Genomic DNA, 23,369 nt, shown 5'->3' with positions numbered 1-23,369 from the left:
TTTTATCGTAAAATACCCACATTTTTTATGGAGGTCTTGACATCTACTTCAATGCTGACTTGTGGAAAGATGTCTTCCCAATCCTCTTCATATATTTTCCATAGGTCTGGCCGGTATTTTTTTAAATGCTCGTTAAGCTTTAATAAGTCTACTCGATAGTCCTCTTGAAGTCTTTTTATTCCCTTTAATATCTGTGCTTTTATTTCTTCTGATATAACTTTTTCCAGCTCTTCGATATATTTTGTCCCTAATTTGTCATGGTCGTAGGTAACAGCATGAGAGGTGCTAGCAATATCCCCCGTCACGTATGCTTTAAAGTCAAATTCAGGGATGGGCTCTGCTGTTTTAAGTGAAAGCTGCGCTTTTTCCCCCAATATTGTGAAAGTTACCGTTCCGGTGCCTCCTATATCCTCTGCCACTATTTCCCCACCTCGTACTTTGCCCAGAAAAAAGTTAATGCCCTGGGTCTCTTCTTCATTAAGCCACCCAATAAACTTAAAATTCTTTATCACTCCTGCTCCCCCTATATTTACTTCAGTGCCGTTAGGGGTTATTTTGCTCACAAGGGTACTGCCATTTTGGGTGTAGAGGTTGTGGAAAAAATCTCCTAAATCCATTTGGATAAATTTTCCTGACATGACTCTAGACGCATATAGAGACTCCATATATTCTGCCTTTAGCTTTTCTGCCCAAGGTTTAACTTGCATAACCTTTTCCGCTTTCCCATCACAAATTGCTATGCGACTTCGCCTGTTAAACTCTGTCTGGCGCGCAAAAGGATTTAACACATCTTTAAGGCCTTTTTTTGCCACTTCTTCACTGATAACAACTATCCTCATATGTTCGAAGTACATATCCCGGTTTATCCTCAGGGCAAGATTCCTTGCTGCATCAATTAAAGAATAGGCTTCTGTTGTTATTTGGCTCACACTTTCGCCGCCGACACCGCCGCCACCGCCACCGCCTTCTCCACCCATTATCTCTCTAGCTATGGGTATGGAAAAGTGAAAGGTGTATTTGTTGGGCTCATCACTTACATCAATGCCAACAATACCTACAAATAACCGCCTATCTATTTCAACCATATCCCAACAACCAACTAAAACCAAAAGGAATGTTAATATAGTCAGTATCTTTCCATACTTTTTCATGCTGTCTCACCTTTCTTTTTCATAATGATGGACAGCAACAGAACAATAACAGGTACAGCAATACCAACGGAAACGCTACCCCATCGCACAATATGCCTCAACTTTTCTGTTGCAATGATACTGGGGGGAAGTGAGGCGAGAAAATAAATCCAAGGAAACAATATGGTTATAAAGAACTTGAATTCCCTGGCCTTCGTAAGATGGAAACATGTCAGTGCCCCTGCCAGATACATGCTGTTTGATGCAGTAAAAGATGCAATCGTCCACAAAGCCATTGCCAGAGCATCCAGCCTTTCAAAGACCCTACCAGGCGCCGTTATCATACGGATAATCGTCATGCCCGGCCATATAAACTGTTTGGCAGGTTGCACTCCAAGTACTGAAAAAGTTATTATTACAATAAATAAAAAAATCAGAGCAATAACACCTACGCTTACAAACATAGTCCAATAAATTTTATCCGGCCTTTTTAAATAGGGGCCTAATATTAGTAAAATCTCTAATCCAAAAAAATTGAGCATGGTATAGAGGCTTCCAACTGCCATTGTTTTTATAGGTGTATTAAAAACCGGAAGCAGTTCCGTAAAATCAGCTTTTGGTAAAGCAATCATGTACATGGCAAATATGGGTACTAACAACAATGGAAATAGAATTTCCGCTATTCTTGCAGTTGGTTCTATGCCATGACGAATTAAATAAATCGTAAGCAGCATTTGCGCTATTATTATGAATTCCCGCGGAGTGTTTGGGAGCATAAAGGCATTGGTTACTTCGGCAAAGGTTCTGATAACAACTGCAGTAGCTAAAACAAAATGAATGATAAGAATAACACCAATTGCAAATGCCAGGAATTTACCTATTACCTTTTGGGAATACTCTATGAAGGTCTCGCCCGGAAACCTTCTTATAAGGGTGCTTAAGACAAGGCTGCAGATAAAAGCTAATAGCCATGCTATGATAACAAGAATCCAACCATCTGATTCCGCATACGTGGCCACTTCCCTCGGCAGGCTAAGTAAGCCAACTTCTAAAACGGTCATTATTATCAAAGCTACTGCCTGTGGCACAGTTATCAAATCATTATTGGTCAGCACTTTCATCCCCCGCTTTATCTATGGTATCATGCCGCCTGTCGTTTATCCTGTCAAGGTCCTGAGGCCTCGTATATCCAGGCCTTATTTCCATTGATGGCATTGGGCCGCGAATCAAGGTATCCTTACTTTCGGAAAATCTAAAAGAAACAAAAGGTGACAGGTAATGGGCTCCAAAGCTCTTTAATGTAACCAGATGAATTGTCAGCCCTAGAAGTCCCAGCATTATCCCGTACAGCCCTGCGACACCGGCCAGTGCCATCAATATAAAGGTCAACAGGCGAAAACCAATGGCAACACTGTAGTTGGGAATAGCAAAAGACGATATTGCATTTACTGCCACAACAATGACCATAATAGGGCTGACAATACCGGCTCTCACAGCGGCTTCTCCAACTACCAAGCCGCCCACTATACCTATTGTCTGGCCTATGGGCCCCGGCAGCCTTACTCCCGCTTCTCTTAATACTTCCAGGGCAATTACCATAATCAAGCTCTCTACTACTGCCGAAAAGGGCACACCTTCCCTGGCTGCGGCTATTGATAGCACAAGATCTGTGGGAAGCATACCCGGATGAAATGTGGTCATGGCAATATACAGTGCCGGAAAGGTAAAGGCAAAGAATCCCGCTATAAATCTCAGAATGCGGATCATCGATACAATATACCAGCGCTCATAATAATCTTCCGGCGACTGAAACAGACTCAGAAAGGTTGTGGGGGCAATCAGCGCAAAGGGCGTATTGTCACATAATATTGCCACATTGCCTTCTATAAGCGATGCAGCCACCACATCAGGCCGCTCTGTGCGCCGAAGCTGCGGAAATGGTGAAAGCCAGTCTCCTTCGATCATCTGCTCTATATAGCCACTTTCCAGAACAGTGCTTATATCAACTGTATTTAGCCTTTTTAAAACTTCATCGACTATAGACGGTTTGGCTACGCCCTTAATATACATAATGCCCACGTCAGTTCTTGTATGCCTGCCAAGCTTTATTGTCTTAACCTTAAGGTTTGGATCTTTTAACCGCCGCCGGACAAGAGCAACGTTCGTTCGGTATGTCTCCGTGAAGCCATCCCTTGGCCCTCGAATAACCGCTTCTGTGGAAGGTTCCTGGACTCCCCGCTTTTCCCATCCCCTGGTGCTTATAATCAATGCCTTTTCCATTTTATCTATAAACAGTATGGTGTCACCGGATAAAATGCCCAGTATAACCTCACCGAAATTGTCAATTTCTTTTACGTCTCCTGCCGTCAAAAGGCCTTCTTTTACCATGTTAAAAAATTTTTCCCCCACATTGTATTCCAGCGGAAATTGACGGGTAAATAACATCAGCGGCTTTAAAATATCATCTTGCACTGTCTGCATTTGGACCATTCCATCAATAAACATCAAAGACATCTGATGTTTGCCGCCTTGACCCATGTAAAAATTGCGAGTAATGACATCATCACAATCGGAAAGATACTCGTTAACAATTCGTAAATTTTCCCCTATATTTGTTTTAAGCTTTCTGCTCTTATCCGGCGACATGTCCCTTTCAAAGAAAAGTTCTTCTTTTTTGTTGTTATATAGCTTTGAAAATATATTGGTCATACGGACACTCCCAATTTGCTGCTGGATTATGCACAAAATAATCAAAGAGAATTAATTGTTGTCGTGTAATGCCGTTAGTATTGCTCAAGTGATACAGTAAATGTCTTCAGATACTGCTGTTATTGTTGTTTGGTGGTAAAGCTGTATTGTCGTGTGATACGTTTGTGCTGTCAGCTCACTGTTAACGTTGTCAGGAGATACCGTTCGCTCAAACTTATTTTTTCGATGGTTCAGTTTCTCACATGACAAAGTATCTGAAAAACACAAAAACCGCCAGGGAACCAAATATGTATAAGATACCAATAATGGTAACGGCTTTTTCTTCAGTTTTCAGGCCCTTTATGGAAAGGTCCAGCCTATCTATTGTTAGAAGATAAATGCCACTTAAAATAAAGACGGCCAAGGTGGTAAAAGATATGTTGTGCACTACGTTGTCTGCCAACATTTTTATTACTTCCACCATAATTAACATCCTCACAAAAATGTTATCTCTATTTATTCTTGTCTTAATTGGCTTATTTTATGAATGGGCCGCTTTCAAATTTTTATGCTTTTTCCAGATGGTTCAGTTCTTGACGAAATTTTTCCAGGAGTTTATAATAAAACTAACATATCGTTATATAGTTATATGACGAAATTTAAAGGAGGTCTTCATAAATGGATTTGGCCCGCACTCAACTTGGTGAAAAGATTATAGGCCAGGGTTTAAAATATTTGCTGTCAAAAGATATGGATGATATTGACCAGTTAATTGACTGGGCGGAAAAATTGCCAATGCCGAAAAATCACAGGGAATATCTTGAAAGTGCTAAGAAATTTTTAGAAGACAAAGATTCCAACTGGTATCAGTTTGCCCAAAGACTTCTTTCGGAAACTGATCCCCACGTAAAAGACAAAATCGGCATGAACTTTTTCTTAAATGCAAACTTTTTAGGTGTTCAAAAACAGAATAAAATGGCAAAAGAGCTGGGTTATTCGGTGCCCTGGGCAATTTTAATCGATCCTACTGAAAGATGTAATTTAAACTGTACCGGTTGCTGGGCAGGAGACTATCAGCGAACCGAAGAACTGGATTTTGATACATTAGACAGGGTAATGACAGAAGGCGAAGAATTGGGCATATATTTTATCCTCATGTCTGGCGGTGAGCCCACTATTCGGAAAAAAGATATTATAAGGCTTGCTGAAAAGCACCCATCACAGGTAATCCTTCTGTTTACTAACGGCACCTTGATAGATGATGAGTTTGTAGCAGAGATGAAGCGAGTTGGCAATATCACCTTGGCCTTTAGCATTGAAGGCTTTGAGGAAACCACTGATGCAAGGCGCGGCAAAGGTGTATTCAAAAAAGTAATGGAAGCCATGGCTCGGTTGCGAAATGCCGGCCTCATTTTTGGAGTATCAGTAACATATACCCGGCAAAATACTGAAGAATTAGCCAGCGAGGAATTTGTAGATATGCTTGTCGACAAGGGAGCAGCCTATGCGTGGTACTTTACTTACATACCTGTGGGGAAAGATGTGGATTTAGAGCTGATGGCGACTCCTGAACAGCGCGCCTATATGTATGAGAAAATCCTTGAATATAGAAAGACAAAACCCATCTTTATAATGGACTTTTGGAATGACGGTGAGATTTCCCACGGCTGTATCGCAGGAGGAAAGCGATATCTGCATATTAATGCCAGAGGCGATGTGGAACCTTGTGCCTTTGTGCACTATGCCACATGCAATATAAAAGACGTGTCATTGAAAGAAGCCCTGGGTTCGCCGCTGATGAAGGCATATCAAAAGCGGCAGCCTTTTAACTTAAACCATCACAGGCCATGTCCGCTCATTGACAATCCTGAAATAATGGTGGAAATTGTAAAGGAAAGCGGTGCATATTCAACCCAATTAAGCGACGATGAGACACCTGAAGAGTTCGCCCAAAAGCTTAAAGACTATTCAGATAGGTGGGCAAAAATTGCCGATGAGAAGTGGTCAAAGACCTGTGCTGCAGCCAAATGAAAAACGATAAAATGGCGCCAATCATTTTTCATTGGCGCCATTTTTTATGGGCACACTTTATGCATTTGGAAAATGGCTTAACTTTTAAGGAGAGTTGCATTAATAAATTTGAACAAAAAAATAAATAATCATTATGATTTCCATACATAATTTTAATAAGGTTCCCCCTATTATGCCGATGAGGCTTCCTATTCCAACCCGAACTGCTTCTTTTAATTCCTTGCCAAGAACTATTTCCGCAATGACAGCACCTAGAAATGGACCTATAAAAATGCCTATAGGAGGCATTAAAAATAAACCTAAAATGGTGCCGATCCCCGCACCCCAGATAGCTTGTTTACTTCCGCCAAAGTGCCGTGTACCAATAAAAGTGCTTATAAAATCCACTAAAAAAATTATTATCAGAATTAAAGCCTGTAATAGGAAGAAATTCACATTGAGGCTTTCAAAGCTGGTCATTATCCCATATATGAGCATTCCACCGTAAATCAGTATGGCACCGGGTAAAACAGGCAATACGGTTCCCAATAAACCCAAGATAAACATGATAATGCTTATGGCCAAAGGTAAAATCCCCATGTTAGACCTCCCTTAAAAAGCCTTTAATTATTGCTATTTTATCATTGCCATTGTAGCGGTGTAAAGAAATTTCAGAACGTATTTATATTAGACATTACTGTGATGCAGACTTGCATACGCTAATAAGATAAGGTTCTGGCTGCCCTTGATACCTCGGTTTTTTTGATTTATACTAGTTACATAATATTCAAAGTTTGAAAGGTGGTGTAAATTAACCGATTGTTAACTAATCGGTTACATTTTTATGGAAATCCTGGTAACTCTAGATGTCTTAAAACAGCACAGTGATAAAAAAGTAGTCAAATTTCCCCCAAATACCCTTGTGACTAAAGAAGCCCGAATTTACGCCGCAAAAAATGGCATAGAGCTTTTCATTGGAGATGAAAAGGTAAGCGAGCCCGCTAACTCTAATGGCACCCCCAGTGTCAGAGCTGTCATATCGGTAATCGGCGAAGACCGGGTCGGAATTATTGCCGGCATATCAGATGTACTGGCAAAAGCCAATGTCAACATTTTAGATATTACTCAGACAGCTATCGAAGGCCTCTTTACTATGATTATGGTAGTGGATATTGCTAAATCAACAGTGAGTTTCGATGAGTTGAAAAATCAACTGGCACAGCGGGGCCAAGAGCTGTCAGTTAGAGTTGATGCCCAACGGGAAGAAATATTTCACTTCATGCATAGGATATAGGAGGATTTTCGATGAACTTCACCCGTGACGAAATAATCCAAACAATTCGCATGGTCCAGGCGGAACAGCTGGATATCAGGACTATTACATTGGGAATAAGCCTCAGAGACTGCGCAGATTCTTCAATTTCAAAAGTTGCTGATAAAATTTATGACAAGTTAATGGAGATAGGCAGAAATCTTGTGCCTACTGCCTGCCAGCTGGAAGAGGAATTTGGCATTCCAATTGTAAATAAGAGAATATCTGTAACCCCCATTGCTTTGGTAGCCGAAAGCTGTGCAGAGAGCGACTATACTCCCATAGCCCGCGCCATGGATAAAGCAGCCAAAGATTTAGGCATCGATTTTATAGGCGGCTTTTCGGCTTTGGTGCATAAGGGTTTTACCCGCGGTGACATGAACCTGCTAAATTCCATTCCTGATGCTCTGTCACAAACTGAAAGGGTTTGTGCCTCGGTAAACGTGGCTACCAGCAAAGCTGGAATCAATATGGATGCAGTCCTTGCCATGGGCAGGATTATAAAAGAAGTTGCAAGGCTAACAGCCAACCAGGACGGCATAGGTGCGGCAAAGCTTGTAGTTTTTGCAAATGCTCCAGAAGACAACCCCTTTATGGCAGGAGCGTTTCACGGGCCTGGGGAACCGGAAACCACAATAAATGTGGGAATTAGCGGCCCCGGCGTGGTAAATGCCGTTTTGTCTAATCTCCCAAAAGATGCAGATCTGGGTCAGGTCTCTGAAGCTATCAAGAAAATGGCCTTTAAGATTACCCGCGTCGGTGAACTTATCGGCCGTGAAGCATCAAGAAGACTTGGAATACCCTTTGGAATTATAGATTTGTCATTGGCCCCTACTCCTTCCATCGGGGACAGCATTGCCAACATTTTAGAAACTATGGGTCTTGAGCGTTGTGGTGCCCCTGGAACAACGGCAGCATTGGCACTGCTAAATGATGCGGTAAAAAAGGGCGGCGCCATGGCAACATCATATGTAGGCGGCCTTTCCGGAGCCTTTATTCCAGTAAGTGAAGATGCAGGTATGATTCGTGCTGCGGCAGATGGTGCCCTTTCTTTAGAAAAACTTGAAGCGATGACATGTGTATGTTCCGTAGGCCTTGACATGATAGCAATTCCCGGCGATACCTCCGCTGAAACAATTGCCGCTATTATTGCCGATGAAATGGCCATTGGTGTTATTAACAAAAAGACTACTGCCGTCAGGATAATACCTGCTCCTGGTAAAAAAGCGGGGGATTTTGTAGAATTTGGTGGACTTTTGGGACGTGCTCCTATAATGCCCGTAAATTCCTTTGACTCCACGGTATTTGTACGCCGCGGCGGTCAAGTTCCTCCACCTATACAGAGCCTCACAAATTAAAAAATAAATTTTTTGAAAGTTATTAGTCGAAAATGGTCATTTTTCATAAAATTTTGGAACTGTCTTGTAGGCCTAAATTCTTAAAGTTATCCACAGAATTATGCACAGGTGTTAATAACTTCAAACCATGTCCCAAAGATTTTTACTAGGGACAGGTAACTTTTCCCCATTGGGGATAACTTATCCACAATAATGTTGATATAAATATTCAATGGGAATTTGGACCTAGAAACTTTTGTTTTGTGGTATAGTTTTTGCTATTACGTATACAACGCATAGGAGATTCCCTCGGGTCTGGAAAACCTTGGTTTCTCAATAAGATAGGGCTCAGCTGTCAGTTGGTTGATAGCTGAGCCCTTCCCTTTTTCAGTTAAATAATATTATATTTTCTCTATAATCCCGCTGAAGGTCTTTTTCCAGAAACTCTAAGAATCTCACCAACATAGCTGAAGCTTCAGCCCTTGTCATGACTTTGTCGGGGTTAAACCGGTTATAGCTGTCACCTTGGATGATTCCTACTTCCCTTGCTACATATACACTGTCTCTGGCCCAGGAAGGTATTTTGTCATCATCGGAAAACCAAGTGTAATACCCGGGATTCGGTGCCTTGCTGACAAAACCCAAAGCCCTCATCAGTATAGTCACGGCTTCCGCCCTTGTCAGTGAAGCTTTGGGCATAAAAAGGTCTTTTGATACACCTGTGATGATATTTTTCTCCAGGCCCTGTTTGATGTATTGATAATTTTCATCATTTACACTTACATCTTTAAAAGGAGATTCTTCGGGTGGTTCGTTTCTCCGTCGCTTGGTGCTTTTGTTTTTACTTTCATCAACCATAGATGTTCTAATATCACAGGCCCGGATGACGCCTTTAATAAATTCTTCACGGGTCATAGGAGCTTCTGGCGCAAAGAAATTTTGGCTTTCATCGAAAACATCCAAAGAATATAGTTTTGCTATATATTCCTCAGCCCAGTGGCCCATCACATCTCTGAATTTGGGCACAGGCAGCCGCTCTACCTTTGGCACCATGCTTTCAGCCAGTTTGATGTTGTCCTTTATTCGCTGTTTTTTGTCGGGAATATTGTCTCTCATTCGAGGCAAATCATATTCGTATCTTGATACAATTTCTCTATTAGTGGTCCGCACATATCCTCCGTAAAAACTGGAGAGGCTGGCTTCATTTTCTGAATATACAAGCCGCTTTGTCATGCTGTCTGAAACCTCTGCCTTTACGGTGCCTTCCCAACTGACAACTTGGGTTTCGCCGTCCTCATCTGTCACTCTTCGCTTAGAGGTAATATAGTAATTGATTGTTTGAGTTTCGGTGCTGCCCCAAAAGTTTTCATATCCTACATTGCCTCCGGAAATGGTAATAATAACTTCACCCTCATCCCGGTTGATACTATAGGTCTTTTTAGCCTCAAAGTTCCCTGAGTAAAAATCCGACGCGGGCCGGTTGTCAATTACATCCGATTTTGAGAACTGATAATCCTCTAGTTCGAATCTATCGCTTCCTATTTCAATGCGCTCGGAAAATCTTGTAAGGGAAGTGCGGGCTATAGTCTGGCCCTTGTCATTTTTATCAGTATATACAGTTTCAAAAGTCACCGTTCTGGTAAGTTTGGTCTTTTCAAGAGCATCCTTATCTGTTAAAGTAAACTTGTATGTAATCCTATCTGTCCCACTGCGACTATTTTCAGTAATCTTCAGCTCGCCTGAAAACACCCTGGGCTCTCCTGTAATAAATACAACTTCCTGATATCGATATTCATTATGCACACCGCCTTCAAATCCTGCAGGGGCTGCAAAGGAAACCAGGGGGCTGGCAACAAACACTATTGCTAAAATCGCGGCTATAATCTTTTTTATCAAGTTCATTCCTCCTATTTGACTAATAAGAATATACATTCAAAGTCGTCCCTAATGCAATACACGTCATCCCCTGGTTTTAGTTCATCCCATGATATCATTTTGTCATCTTTTATTAGCAGGGCCTTTTCAACCCGCATTCTGACCGGAAGGCCTTTTTCCATCCACTTTTCATTGCGGCTGCTCCAGTCACGAGCATCCCGGAGAATTACAGTTTTTCCTACGAATGCATCATCTTCCAATCTGTCTATAGCTGCAACTGTCACCCGTTGTCTGAGCAGTGAGTCCATGTCTTTTTTCAGGGCTATTGCCACAACCCGATCTCCATCGGTATATGCGTATGCATACCAAGACCTTAAGCCTTGACGACGCCCATAATTGCTGTCTTCATCTACTGCATAATGACCTGCTATAAATTCTTCAAGGGTAATCCTCTTCATATCTTCTAAATCTAATATGAAAGTGTCATTGTCAAAGTAGAGCTCTTTTTCATCATCAAAGGACTCCCATTCATTTTGGTTCAGAACGAAAAAGTCCGTTAGCACAAGTTTATTGTCTATAACCATGTCCAATTTACCTGCATACAACAGGTACTGACCCATGTTCGAATTATTAATATCCTGGTTGTAGATATATACCACGCTGGCGAGGGCTTTTGCTCCCCTGCCATCAGCTACCACAAAGGCATCCTGTCCTGGCGAAAGTGCAAAGCTTTCTACCAGTCGGTTGTTCTTAACAATGATAGTGCCTTCATTAAAATCGATATTCCGCTTATTCTTTAGCTCAAAAGCTGATGCGTACCAATTTATTTCCTCTATTTTTTCGCTAAATGTACTTTCATACAGGCTTTTTATGACCATTTGTTCAGCCGTTTCTTTGCCAAAAAAGTCCTTAACAGCTACATATACGGTCTTGCCGCTGAAATACTTTAAATTATTGGGCGAAATTTTCTGCCCGCTGTAATAGATCGGAGCCTCCAGCGTAAATTCCATTTTGAGTATATTTTTCAGCTCATGCCAGGCTCCATTTTGAAAAACCTCCACATCTTTTAATAAGATGGTGTTGTTCATAAGGTTCTGGGTTTCCAATATGCCCTTATATAGGCCTTTAAGCTTTGCAGAATCCCCTTCAATACTTATCCTGCTTATAATATCAGTGTCCTTTTCATCAAAATACAGCCTCACCCTGTCCCCTTCATACAAGGTGGTAAGAGGCACATTTGTCCCATTTTTTAATGCAATTGTAGCAGGGCTGGTAAAGTAGGTTTCCTCCTTACCGGTAGTAAGCCGCAAAATCAGCTGATTTCTATCGATGCTTTTTATAACACCCGTTCTGACCTTGCCTCCAGGAGGGATATATCCCGGATTTTCAGTGGACCAGCTCTCCAAGCGAGTTAAGGTGTTTCCGTAGTACTCAGCGTATATTTCCATGCCAATTTTAAAGTCATTTAATTTGACGGGAATGTCGTCAATTAATAAAACTGCACCTGGTGCTATGTTAAACGCTCTTACATTGCCCCTGTACTCTTCCACTTCTATCCGGGATTCAGCCATATTTATACTTTTAATATACCCTTCAATTATCGGATAGGCCAAAGTTTCCGCTCTGTTGTATGTGAATACAATTGCAAACAGCAGAGTTATTAGCACGATACTAATTGTAAATCTTTTCATGTTATTACCTCCTGGCCCCGAGTATGGCATATGTTCCTAGCCTATTAATAGTTGTCCGTATGACGGTATCGTAGCTGTTATATCTTGCAAAAATCTGCTGCCAATCACCGTTTGCTTCATTGTAGCGGTAAAGGGCAATATCTGTAATTTTCCTCAAATCCGCTTTTGCCTTGTCATACTCTAACGTAAATTCCATGTAGCCGCTTAAAGAGTCAATAGCAGTCACATCTTTTCCTACGTAAAAGTTGGCACTCATTGTATATTGGGTGGAAAGCAGGGTTTTCCCCTGGGTACTCACATTGCCATTTGCCACTGCCAGTTCGAATCTGACTCCGGCATCGCTGCTATTGCGATACTGTCTGACTCTGGAAGTGTCAAAAACAGACGGATTAAATCTCAGGTCAAAATCCTTTCCTACAATCTTTATATCTCCCGCATTGGACCTTGCTATCACTTCTGCCGGTAGAGTAACAACTACTTTTTTGGTGCCTGCGAAACTGACGTCATTTAAGTCTACAGTGATATCTTTCCTGTAATCCTCAGTGCCTATTACTACGCTTACTGTATCGCCTATACGCTCTTTAACAGTTTCCTCAACCAGTTCTCCATCGTCATCGGGCGGTCCTACCTGTTTACCCGTCTTTACAGTGTTACTGCGGGCCGAAGGTGGTGATGAACCAAACCGACCCAGTGCTTTTACTACAAAGGAGTATCTCGTATTTGGCTCCAGATCGCTAAAGACAAATGCGGTGAGATTGGTAGTGCCTATAAAGTCCATTTCATTGTCATCTATAATCGCAAATATTTCATATCCTTCGGCGCCTTCCACAGGAGACCAGGTGATTTTTATGTAGCGGTCATAAATAAGTTCTGCCACCACATTGCCAGGAGCCTCAAGTTCCGGCAAACCGTAAACTATCTGGTCATAGATGTCGCTTGCACCTCCGTCCGGATTAATGACTATTATGCCTCTGCTGTCTAATTTCCCAGGCGGAGTAACGACGGTTAAAGTTTCGGAGTCAATAAAGACTACCTCTCTTGCCTCTGTGCCTTCCTCTAAGAGATAGGGCTCTCCATCGATGTAAATTACATTTCCTGATACATCTTCCTCGCTATCAATCCGTTTTATAGTTGGAGCAAATACTACCCTGGCCCCAGGCATAAAGGATGTTCCCTTGATTTTGATCCTCTGACCGCCTTCTACCGAGATTCGCGTTATTCGAGTGGTTTCGGTGGGGTCATCTGGATCAACTACTGCAGCTACTTTAGGACTGCTAATATAGGTAAATATGCCGCTGGGATTTGAAAGCTCACCATCGGGATTTTCAACCTTCACCTCTACACTTCCTGGCGGATGAGGCGGTGTTATCACTAGTATTGTCTTATAATCCACAACCTGGACGTTTTCCTGTGGCAAAGGTATCTCTCCGAAGAACACCTTCAAGCCTTCTCTAAAATCTTTTCCTTCGATTCTCACGCGAGTGCCGCCTGAAGTCGGGCCTTTAGCTGGAACTAGCCTTGTAATCGCTGGAGCAGTTTCCCCTTTTATAAACATGATGTATATGGGAAGGGGCACAGCCTCATCAGATGCGGCAGAACCTCCGTCCTCGTTTATAACCACAACCCGATGGAGTTTACCAACAGCATCTTCAGGAACTGCTGGCATTTTAAAGGTAAGCTTTGTTGGCAGCATATAGGTTATATCTCGGGGCTCAATGCTTGCTACATCGGAAATTTGAATTCTGGCGTTTTCCCTAAAGTCTCCACCGATGATGCTGACCGTATTTCCGCCTTTGTAGGTCATATACAGGACTTTGACCTCTCTGCCATTTATTTCTACTATTTCAGGGGACTGACCATCCTTGGTTATGTTTGTAATATACGGTTTGCTGTCTGGGTATTTGTAAGTAAACTGACCTTTTGCAGTACCTCCATCGGGATTTATCACAAATACATCAACTGGCCCAATGGTATAGTAGGCCGGTGTTGTGACAACCAGCTGACCGCTGTTTAAGAACTCCACTTTAGGAGCATAGCCCCGCTCTACGTAAAGCCTTCTGTCGCTGATTTCAAGGCGTATGAGCTCATCGTGAGGATAAGGGTTATCTCCATCCTTAAGAAGCCTTGTTGATACGAATAGCGGGCTGCCGTCAAAAATCGTGGGTTCTATTATTGTGACATATGTTATACCGCCTTCTAAAATCTGAAGATGTATCCTGCCATTTTCGTATTGTACCCTTAGGCCTCCAGGCAAGTTTACGGTAGTGCGCTGGTTGTCTATTCTACCCGAGTTCTCCTCTTCTCTGGGTATATCCCGGTTTGTAACATTGCCAAAGCGAACCTGCATCATTGGCAGTGTTTCAAGCTCTCCATCTTTGTTTAAGATTTTAATCTCACTTTCTACAAAATTAGAGCCGAAAATCTCTACCCGGTCACCGCCCTGTTTCTTGCCTTCAGGCGGCACTATGCGCGTTATGACCGGATTTGTAGCAGTGTAAGTGTATTTGACTTTATTGGATATGCCGGAATCATTGTTTACAACGTATACATCCACGGTACCGGCACTGCCGGCAGGAGTCCTGACTTTAAGATATCCATCGTCAAATTCCATTATTTCGGCTACTTTATTGCCAAAATAAACCTTTGGCAAAATTGGTGAGACCATGCTTTCAAAGTTATCATCGTACTCTTCTTTTAATTCCTCTATCGATTTATTCCTAAAGTCATCCCATTCTCCGTTGCCGTTTAAATCATTATACGTTTCACTGTCATCCCGTGTTTGATTCCTGTTGTCATCACTGTAGGGTTCAAAGTAACGAAAGTCTTTGCCGATGATTTCTACGATTTCTTTGCCTGCTGCACTTCCTTGGGCAGGCACTATCTTTGTTATCTCAGGATAGCTGGTGGGCACCATATACGTAAATCCGTCTTCCTTGCTGGCGCTGGCACCGTCTGGGTTTAGCACCACCACAGGAACGGTAATGCGATCTGTTTCCTTTTCCTTTGATAAATCACCGGTAAAAGGAGGAACTTTTACTGTGATGGTTTTTCCGTCAACGCTGACAAATGTGTCTTCTGCCTTTACCTGTACGCCATTTATGAAGACCTTTGACTTGTATGTGCCATCATCTTTGAAGTCATTGCCAATTATATCGATGGTATATCCTCCGTCTATAGAACCTTTATCCGGGAAAATTTTATGGATTTCAGGTTTTGATTGAGGCAATGTGTAGTAGTAAAACCCTTGAGTTCCTGTGCGGCTGTCTCTTTTAGTATCTGGGTTTAGCACCGTTAGATCATAATAGCCGTCACCTAATGTAAGAATAGGCACTCTGAATATAATCGTGTTTTTATCGATTACTTTTACATTGTTGCCTACAATTATGCCGTTGTTGTCTACTTTATACAGAGTCTGCATGTAGAGCTTCACTTCATCGGGTTCGTGTATGGTTAATGTAGTAACTTTTATCTCTTTACCACCAATTGTTTCGTTGTCTGTCTTTACCTCTACAAGATAGTCACTAGCCCCTTCCTTGGAGGCAAATATTTTAAATTCTCCACCATCATACTTAACATTTAGCCTATAAGTATTTTTTACTCCATCGGTAAGGATAGGACTGCCTTGAGCATCTTGGCGCAGGGTGTAAAATTTGCCTAAACCATCTGTAAAAACCACACTATGCCAGTAATCGGCCATTTGCAAATACTGTCTTCCATCATCAGCTGTTCCAATTCTTAAAATCTCATTGTTTTCCGGTGATGCATAATATTGAAGTTCAATGCGCTGAGTATTTGGGTTGACATTATAATCGTTGATATCCCTATTTTGGAGAAGTATCCTGGTGCCAACTAGTTTATATATTTCTGACGTAGTTTGAGCTGTTGATGTGGGATCTGGTGGAAGAAAATTATCACCTTTGACTAAAACTAAGGTGCCGGTATTACCTGCTTTTGGTGAGAAATCAGCAATCTTAGGATTCGTGTATGTTTTGACATAGTTAAATTCCCTTATAGCAATGCCACCATCAGGATTCATCACTTGGAGCTGAGTGGTGCCCTCCCGGCCAGGAGGTGCTTTAAAAGTGAGGGTTTTGCCGTCTCCAGCCCGAGTAACCCCGGAAACTTCCCTACCGTCGATGAATACCTTTACATCTGGTAAGAAGTTGCTTCCGCTTATGGTAACAGTTTCACCGCCGTCTACTGTAACCACATTTGGTGTCACACTTGATATAACAGGTATTTTTCCTTCTTTTGCAAGTGTAAATTTTACCATTACCTGCTCTTCTGAAGGGAGACCTGGACTTAATGAATTTCTGACTGGATTTGTTACTACAACAGACACATTAGTGTCAACATATTCTTTTGGTATTTTTGTACCTTCGGGAATAATCACAAGGATTTTGCTGCCCAATTCATTGCCAGGTGTTCCGTCAATAATATTGCCACTATCGTCCATTACATATAGTTCGATGTCAGGTTGCTGATTTTTGTTTATCTCCACATTTCCAAATCTTATAATAGGATATGATACTCTTGTTTCTTCATTGTATATGAATCTAGTAACGGCGAAATTTTTTCCATAAATGCCTATCATTAAGTCTTGTGGGATTATGTATTCATCGTAAGTTCCATCTTTTCTGACTACATGGATTTCTTCTGGAACTACACTTTGAACTTCAGGCTTAATTCTGCTTGGGATAAAGGTGTAACCTTTAGGCAGTTCTGCCCGCTCGGTAAAAACATATGTATTATTTTCGGTTTTGATTTCCGTTTCCATTTCAACGACAACATCTTTTACAGGTTCGTTTCCTATGTCAATTGGGGGTATTTCCACTTCTAATCTATCTATATCTGGACTAAATTGCGAAGTCGCAAGGACTCTAGCTTGATTTCCAATGATGACTTTCACTTTCTTGACTAAAGCAGTAACATTTGCATTTCGATAAGTACTATCGTTTAGCTCTGTGTAGTCTATCTTTAGTTCTCCTTCATCTGTTTCTATCAAATTTACCTTATAGGAACCTAATTTAAGATCATCAATATTCAAACTTCCTAAATATCTACCGGTTATGGTAACCCTTGACCCGGAATCAGGCCCTTGATTCGGTTGTACAGTATCTATAGTCGCACTTCGAGCCCCTTGGATTACAGTAAATTTTTCCGAATGAACCCGCTCACGGGTTACTAACTCAGCAGGATTACCACTCCCTACTTTGTTGGTAAGCACCACAAAATACTCACCAGCAGAAATATTTGGCACTTCTACTGTGAGGATGTCCGGTTCTTTAGTGCCGCTTACGATTTTTCCCGGCTGGTAGGTGGGATTTTGGCCTCGATTGGTTGTCTTGTAGGTATCGATGCCATCTACATCCTTTAAAAAGTACACATCGTAATCGCCCAGTGTTGTGCCCGTGAAATACACACGACTACCCGGAATTCCACGGTTTGGATACATTTCAATATCATTACTAATATCAAGATCTTTTATCAGTCGGAATTGTCCATTGTACACATATAATATCTCTATGTCTACAGGATTTTTATTTCCACCAAATTCTACTTCTGCAGTTGCAAACCGCCGTTCAATGTTTATGTCTTGAAGGCCAAGTTCTCCCGAAGGTTTATCTATATTGGCAACATTATTTACAACATCAAACAAACTTTTGTCGATTTCCTTATAGGATACACCTCGGCCATATTTAACTACAAATTCACTGTCATAATCTACTAATAGCTTAAAATCTGCACCTTTAATGACAAGCGTATCCTCTTCAGCCTTTACTTTAGGAGTAACCGAGGTAATTGTGGGCACCTGGCCTTTGTTTCCCAAGGGAATTTCCTCGCCTTCAACCATGATTCCTGTTATGTCTTTAAGTTTTTCCCACTGTGAGCTGGTTTTAAATTCAAAATACAGTACCCCATCAGAATCAATAGCCGGCTTGCCTAAATCTATCGGTATTCCAGAACTGATGGCCAGCACTTTGGCTCCGGATAAGTTTTTGCCGGTGATTGTTATATGCATTCCTGTTTGAACTTGGGCACTGTCAAAGTCCTTTCTTATGGTAACTTTAGTCACGGTAAAATCATTCGGATCAAAGGCAAATGCTTCTCTAAAGTCAGCTACAGGAATTGTAGTGAAAAGCAATGCAAATATTAATATCAAAGACACTATTCGCGGGCATTTTCTCATCTTCTCCCCTCCCTACTTTTCAACTACTATAAAGATGCCGGGACTATAGCTTCTAACCGTAACAGTTTTTTCAATCAGGTCTACAGAAAAGTCTTGTTCGAGAAATTGCCTTGTATCGGGGTCGTATCTTAGCACTTTTAGATTGTATCCATCGCTTTCCTTAAAGGGCATAGTAATTGTGAAACTACTAAAGCGGACATTTTGCCCCAATACTTGGATAAATTCTGATTTGATCCTTGTCCTGCCTAGTCTTTGCCTTAGGCTTTGAGCTGTGAGTGGTTCGACTCTGCCTAAAATAATTTCAGCATCTTCATCACTTCTATAATCATCTATGCCAATGTCGTATAATGTGATATCTGCCCATTTGGAAAGGGTCTCAAGAGTTGAAATCCTGTCATCTCTTCTGCCATCAAAGCGGATTTTCCTCGTGAGAACTTGATGTCCCATTATCTCATCAAGATCAATTTCCAAAGACCTTCTGTCAGTGTAAGGCCTGTCCAGAATCAAAGTATCTTCACTTACAAATAGATCGCTTATAACATCGCCTATTCTAAGTTCATCCTTAACCCTATATTCTTCATTTGGAATGTGGCTGCCTGCTTTAACTACGCTTAAAGCGCCGAATGCCTCAAATTCATGATCTCCATCATTTCGCACGAGTATGGTGTATATACCCGGTTTTAACCTATTCCGACCGCTAGGCAAATAAACCCTAAGAAATCTTTGGCCGTTTTCATCTGTATCTACTCTAACTCTGCTTGCCCGAGTATCGTTGAAATAAACATCTACATTATCTTCGTCAAAGAAATCTCCGTATAATATAATAGGTTCGTCTTCGTCGTAGTCTTCCACAACACTTCCCGCCTGGTTGCCTGTTATCACCGGATTAGCAGTGGTTGTAAAGGTCCATTGTATCGGATCATTTCCGCTGGTTTGGTCGCCATCAAAGTATACTATGCCGGCATTTATCATGACATAATAAGTTGTTTGCGACCTGAGGAGCTTCACGGGCACATAAAGATGAGCCTCTCCTGCCTTGCTGTCTTTCACAAAAATGTATTGAGAAATATACGAATTCTTTAGATTGGAATCATCTATGTTTTGTATAAAATTGATGAACTCCGTGTCAATCATGGACACTTCATTTTGGCCTTCGGAATATACAGTGGACGACCTGAGCAAATTAAGGCCTAAATCTCTATCAAAGCGCAAACTGCCATCAAAATCATCAAAGGTGATCTTTAAAAAGTAACGGGTTGTGCCGTCGATGGTTTTTGTATTTAGCCTTTTCTCATTAGACCATATGTCACCGCCTGGAGGATCTGTTGCAATGACTTTTGGTTTTCCCCGGGATAGAATTTTAAATTTTACACTGTCATTTGACACCGGCTCGCGGCCGCTAAAATGCAGCTCAACAGTGTATTCTCCACCGCCTGCAGCGAGAAGATCATTTATTACTTTTTGGTCTCTCAGTTTTACATCTAACTGGGTAATGCTTTTAAACACTATATCTTTTTTATAAACTGCAGTTTGAACTGTCCCTGGATTTTCGCCACTGAGTAGTTTTAATGAAATATATTCTATATCTTCATTGAAGTTATAGCCTTTTATAGTAAAGGCCGCCGTGCCTTTATAGATGTCTTTTAGCTCAAAAGTATCCGGCTCTATTTGTGAAATTCCCGCAGGTTCTGAAATATCCACGCCCACCGTAAAATATAAATCAAGCCTTGGCAGGTATTGACCACTGCGGTCTTGTATCACACTTGGAACAGTGAGCACATAGTATTTGCCTGCATTTAATTCCGTTTCAGGATATATGACCAATTTCGTATTTTTCGCATCGCCTTCATTATAATATTCGAAGCGAACCTTAGAAATCTTTAGCGTTTTATTTGGCTCAAATCCTTCCGCTAAAGTTATTTTGCTAAGTGAAGATATATCTCCAGCCTTGGGAATTGCTTGACCTTCTATTATCAAGATAATCGGTGCACTAGGACCGTAAATGGAAGTTCCGATGACGGTGCAGGATTTGCCTCCTGTAGAAGGATTGTCTACAATGCTTCCGGGCAAAGTACCTTCAACATGCTTCCAGCTAAACTGCGGTTTTTCAGTAAAAGAGGCTGTCCAGAAATAAAAGTCCACATCATTTTCCAGGGCATATCCGTTTATATCTTCTATCAGTTCTTTTTTAATAGTCAACCGATATTGGTTCAGGTTCAAAAGAGGCCATTTCGGCTTTATGCGAAGGGTATTGTTGTTTATTATCTCTACATCTTCCACATTTATTTGTTGTAGGTAGTCTTCTCCCTTTAAATCAGCTTCGGTAATACCAGGCACAAATTCAAAGACTTTGTCATTGCCAGCTTCATCTTGCTCCACAGGCTTTGGTATGCGATAAAGCTTTGTCCCTTCAAGGAACTTTTGTTTATCGGTATTTTTCTCAAACTTAATATTGCGATCAAAGCGAATATGTATATAACCTTCTCGGGAAAGTTTAGTTGTTGAAAGTGATGTAATGTCATCACCGCCCGATTCAGAAGAAGAGTAACCTACGATTTTGGGGCTTTCGCCTTCACTTCGGGTAACAAAGGTAATGGTGATATCGTCATTTGTTATATCTGAACCTTCAATTTGTATGGCACCACTTGCTAAAGTTAAATTGTAAAGGGTGCCGCGCCTCAAAGGTGGTTTCCCGATTCTCCCTACATCTATATAAAGGGTTCTTTTATCATCTTGCAGGAGGTATATTTCTTCTGATTCTTCAGCTGAGTCTAATGGATATTTTTCGCCACCAGAAACTAAGGTGATCTTAGTTTTATCTATTATTTCAACAGGGTATTTAAATACAATTTTTATCGCGGGCTTTACTTCCACATCGGTTTGATTGTTCAGAGGATAAGTTGTTTCAATGATCTCCTGGGCAGAACCATTCTTAGGAGTCTGTTCATTGTCTATTGGCGTGCTGTGTAACTCTCCATAAACAACTAGCGGATACAGCGAAAATTGTGAAACAACAACTGTTAAAATTACTAGCATTACTATGCTTTTTCTAAGAAAAGTCACGTTCTCTACCTCCATGCACAAGCTTTCCCTAAATTTTTCTTGTTTTTCCCTATTATACCATAAAATTGGACAAAATTTTTAAGTAAATACATTTTTTACAAAAAATGCTTATAGTTTTACGTTCGGCTATATATGCATGTAATTCTCTATTTTAATCCATATTTTCTTCGAAAATAGAAAAAATGTTAAACGACAAAAAACTACATGCAAATAAAAAACACTACCGCATTTATGCGATAGTGTCAGCAGGCAATAAAGCAAAAGGATTAAGTATTGAATCGGTCAACTTTTACACCCAGTTCTTCTGCAAGATTGCTTAGAGTTTGAGAGTGTTCTTTCAGTTGATTTACTGAGAACAGTATCTCCTGATATGATGCAGAGGTCTCCTGGGATACCGCCGATATTTCTTCAGTAGATTCCTGTATAGCCCCGATCATTGATACAATGGCATCTTTTTTAAGATTCATATCTCTGTTTAGTGCCTCAATAGTTTCAATGTTTCCTGCCAATTTCTTGATAGTATCCGAAAGTTCTTTGAAAATTTTGCCAGCTTCATTTACAATGTTGTTTTGTTCTCCGGCTATTTTTTTGCTAATTTCCATGGATTTTACCGCTTTTTTTGATCTATCTTCAATGGCACTAATCAATTCTTTAATTTGCTCCGTTGATTTTGCCGACTCGTCAGCAAGTTTTCGTATTTCTTCAGCTACAACTGCAAAACCGCGGCCGTATTCTCCGGAGCGTGCGGCTTCAATGCTGGCATTTAATGCTAAAAGATTTGTCTGATCTGATATTTGTTCTACTGTGTCGAGAATAACGCTGATTTTTTGGGAACTCTCATCCATATCTTTAATATTTATTTCTGCTTCTTTAACTGCCTCATCTTCTTCTTTAGATTTTTGAATCAATAAGTTTATGGCATCTGAACCTCTGTCATTTAAATTATAAACTTGGCTGAAAATATCCGTTATGGCATTGATTGAATCAGCTACTTTTTCAATACTTTCAGCAAGTTCCCCAGTCTGCTTTGAACCTTTATCTATATCATAGGCCTGCTCCGTTATAGCTTCAGCCACGTGTTGTATTGCCTGAGATATGTCACTGCTTTGACTGTCAACATGCTCAGCAATTTTAAATAATGACTTTGACATTTCCAAAACAGTGTTTGCAGAACGCTTTGTGTCTTTTATAATATCTTTTATGCTTGTCACCATTAGATTAAAGGCTTTAGTAAGGTTGCCTATTTCATCTTTTGTGTTTATGTCTATTGTTTCTATATTTAGATCGAAGTCAGATATTTTATTTGTAGCAAAGGCCAAACGTTCAAGAGGACGAGAAATCCTACGTGAAAAGATAAATCCAATTATTAGCGCAAAAGCGGCCAGTGTTACAGCTAATATCAAAATATTGTTGATCATTTTTCTCAAAATTATGTAGCCCTTTTCTACATCATAATCCACACCGACGATGCCAATAACTTCACCATTGTAAACTATAGGATGGTAAGCAGATACTAATACACCGTACTCTTTGCTGATGTGGAGTTTATTGTTGATGAACGAATCCCCTGCATAGGCCCGATCAAATTCTGTATAATGTTTTTCCACCTGGCCGAACTCTGCCGGTTCTTCAGAACCATCGATAACATAAATGTATTCGCCTTTATCATTTTTCCTCATTGTGTATAAATATTTTGAGCCGGACTTTTCTCTTATGTAGCTTATTTTTTCCTGTAAATTTTTGTAATAATCGCTTTTGGTGTCATCTACAGTTTGGATTTTATTAAATTCAGAAGGGTCGATTGTGGCAGATGTGACTGCTGCTACTTCCATTGCAGTAGTTCCCAGCGTTTGGGTGAGTAATTCATAGCTATTTCGAATAACTAATGCCGACATAATAACTATTACCGAAATGACAAGCGAAAGTATTAACAAATTGATTTTATAGCTCAATTTATTTTGTATTAGCTTCATTATATGTCCCCTTATCTTGTAAATTTTATCACAATTATATCATTTATCTGATATTTAGTAAAGAAGAATGATTACTAATATGTGGTTATTTTATGATAAT

General features: G+C 40.7%; 13 protein-coding genes. 3 read left to right on the top strand and 10 right to left on the bottom strand.

Features of this window, described 5'->3' with window-relative positions:
- Nucleotides 1–2 precede the first annotated feature (2 nt).
- The 4 genes from JT739_RS02050 to JT739_RS02035 form a co-directional block, all read right to left on the bottom strand.
- The gene (locus tag JT739_RS02050) at nucleotides 3–1,151 is read right to left on the bottom strand and encodes a Ger(x)C family spore germination protein (RefSeq protein ID WP_237659425.1); all 1,149 of its coding nucleotides are present in this window, start codon (nucleotides 1,149–1,151) and stop codon (nucleotides 3–5) included.
- The gene (locus JT739_RS02045; RefSeq protein ID WP_237659424.1) at nucleotides 1,148–2,245 is read right to left on the bottom strand and encodes an endospore germination permease; all 1,098 of its coding nucleotides are present in this window, start codon (nucleotides 2,243–2,245) and stop codon (nucleotides 1,148–1,150) included. Before JT739_RS02045 ends, JT739_RS02050 begins: the two co-directional genes overlap by 4 nt.
- Nucleotides 2,232–3,839 carry a spore germination protein gene (locus tag JT739_RS02040; protein ID WP_237659423.1) on the bottom strand — a complete coding sequence of 536 codons (1,608 nt, stop codon included), beginning with the start codon at nucleotides 3,837–3,839 and terminating at the stop codon, nucleotides 2,232–2,234. The genes JT739_RS02045 and JT739_RS02040 overlap by 14 nt, the downstream gene beginning before the upstream one ends.
- A gap of 238 nt (nucleotides 3,840–4,077) precedes the next feature.
- Nucleotides 4,078–4,302 carry a CLC_0170 family protein gene (locus JT739_RS02035; RefSeq protein ID WP_237659422.1) on the bottom strand — a complete coding sequence of 75 codons (225 nt, stop codon included), beginning with the start codon at nucleotides 4,300–4,302 and terminating at the stop codon, nucleotides 4,078–4,080.
- A gap of 194 nt (nucleotides 4,303–4,496) precedes the next feature.
- On the opposite strand from JT739_RS02035, the gene JT739_RS02030 reads away from it, so the two are divergent.
- Nucleotides 4,497–5,849, top strand: coding sequence for a radical SAM protein (locus tag JT739_RS02030; protein ID WP_237659421.1), 1,353 nt, complete (start codon nucleotides 4,497–4,499; stop codon nucleotides 5,847–5,849).
- Nucleotides 5,850–5,948: 99 nt separating this feature from the next.
- Here the strand turns inward: JT739_RS02030 and JT739_RS02025 are convergent, their stop codons facing one another.
- Nucleotides 5,949–6,428: a DUF456 domain-containing protein gene (locus tag JT739_RS02025; protein WP_237659420.1), complete on the bottom strand. Its 480-nt coding sequence runs from the start codon at nucleotides 6,426–6,428 to the stop codon at nucleotides 5,949–5,951.
- Between the two features lie 373 nt (nucleotides 6,429–6,801).
- Between JT739_RS02025 and JT739_RS02020 the strand changes: the two genes are divergently transcribed.
- Nucleotides 6,802–7,122, top strand: a complete 321-nt coding sequence (locus JT739_RS02020; protein WP_370642555.1) for an ACT domain-containing protein — start codon at nucleotides 6,802–6,804, stop codon at nucleotides 7,120–7,122.
- A gap of 11 nt (nucleotides 7,123–7,133) precedes the next feature.
- Entirely contained in the window at nucleotides 7,134–8,498 is a 1,365-nt protein-coding gene (locus JT739_RS02015) for a PFL family protein (RefSeq protein WP_237659418.1), read from the top strand.
- Nucleotides 8,499–8,864: 366 nt separating this feature from the next.
- Here the strand turns inward: JT739_RS02015 and JT739_RS02010 are convergent, their stop codons facing one another.
- The 5 genes from JT739_RS02010 to JT739_RS01990 all read right to left on the bottom strand — a co-directional run bounded on the left by JT739_RS02010 (nucleotide 8,865) and on the right by JT739_RS01990 (nucleotide 23,269).
- Entirely contained in the window at nucleotides 8,865–10,373 is a 1,509-nt protein-coding gene (locus JT739_RS02010) for an S-layer homology domain-containing protein (protein WP_370642554.1), read from the bottom strand.
- Between the two features lie 11 nt (nucleotides 10,374–10,384).
- A complete protein-coding gene (locus JT739_RS02005) occupies nucleotides 10,385–12,043 on the bottom strand; it encodes a hypothetical protein (protein WP_237659416.1) in 1,659 nt (552 codons plus the stop codon).
- Nucleotides 12,044–12,047: 4 nt separating this feature from the next.
- Entirely contained in the window at nucleotides 12,048–18,233 is a 6,186-nt protein-coding gene (locus JT739_RS02000) for an IPT/TIG domain-containing protein (protein WP_237659415.1), read from the bottom strand.
- 12 nt (nucleotides 18,234–18,245) lie between these two features.
- The gene (locus tag JT739_RS01995) at nucleotides 18,246–21,296 is read right to left on the bottom strand and encodes a hypothetical protein (protein WP_237659414.1); all 3,051 of its coding nucleotides are present in this window, start codon (nucleotides 21,294–21,296) and stop codon (nucleotides 18,246–18,248) included.
- Nucleotides 21,297–21,562: 266 nt separating this feature from the next.
- Nucleotides 21,563–23,269, bottom strand: a complete 1,707-nt coding sequence (locus JT739_RS01990; protein WP_237659413.1) for a methyl-accepting chemotaxis protein — start codon at nucleotides 23,267–23,269, stop codon at nucleotides 21,563–21,565.
- Nucleotides 23,270–23,369: the final 100 nt, after the last annotated feature.

Origin of the sequence: Tepidanaerobacter sp. GT38 (assembly GCF_021991635.1) — a bacterium.
Lineage (GTDB): Bacteria > Bacillota > Thermosediminibacteria > Thermosediminibacterales > Tepidanaerobacteraceae > DTU063.
This window is presented reverse-complemented; position numbering and strand designations above follow the sequence as displayed.

Bases quoted from the DNA above. Each gene is read 5' to 3' on its own strand.
- JT739_RS02050 (WP_237659425.1), bottom strand. From the start codon at position 1,151: ATGAAAAAGTATGGAAAGATACTGACTATATTAACATTCCTTTTGGTT.
- JT739_RS02040 (WP_237659423.1), bottom strand. From the start codon at position 3,839: ATGACCAATATATTTTCAAAGCTATATAACAACAAAAAAGAAGAACTT.
- JT739_RS02035 (WP_237659422.1), bottom strand. From the start codon at position 4,302: ATGGTGGAAGTAATAAAAATGTTGGCAGACAACGTAGTGCACAACATA.
- JT739_RS02030 (WP_237659421.1), top strand. From the start codon at position 4,497: ATGGATTTGGCCCGCACTCAACTTGGTGAAAAGATTATAGGCCAGGGT.
- JT739_RS02025 (WP_237659420.1), bottom strand. From the start codon at position 6,428: ATGGGGATTTTACCTTTGGCCATAAGCATTATCATGTTTATCTTGGGT.
- JT739_RS02015 (WP_237659418.1), top strand. From the start codon at position 7,134: ATGAACTTCACCCGTGACGAAATAATCCAAACAATTCGCATGGTCCAG.
- JT739_RS02005 (WP_237659416.1), bottom strand. From the start codon at position 12,043: ATGAAAAGATTTACAATTAGTATCGTGCTAATAACTCTGCTGTTTGCA.
- JT739_RS02000 (WP_237659415.1), bottom strand. From the start codon at position 18,233: ATGAGAAAATGCCCGCGAATAGTGTCTTTGATATTAATATTTGCATTG.
- JT739_RS01990 (WP_237659413.1), bottom strand. From the start codon at position 23,269: ATGAAGCTAATACAAAATAAATTGAGCTATAAAATCAATTTGTTAATA.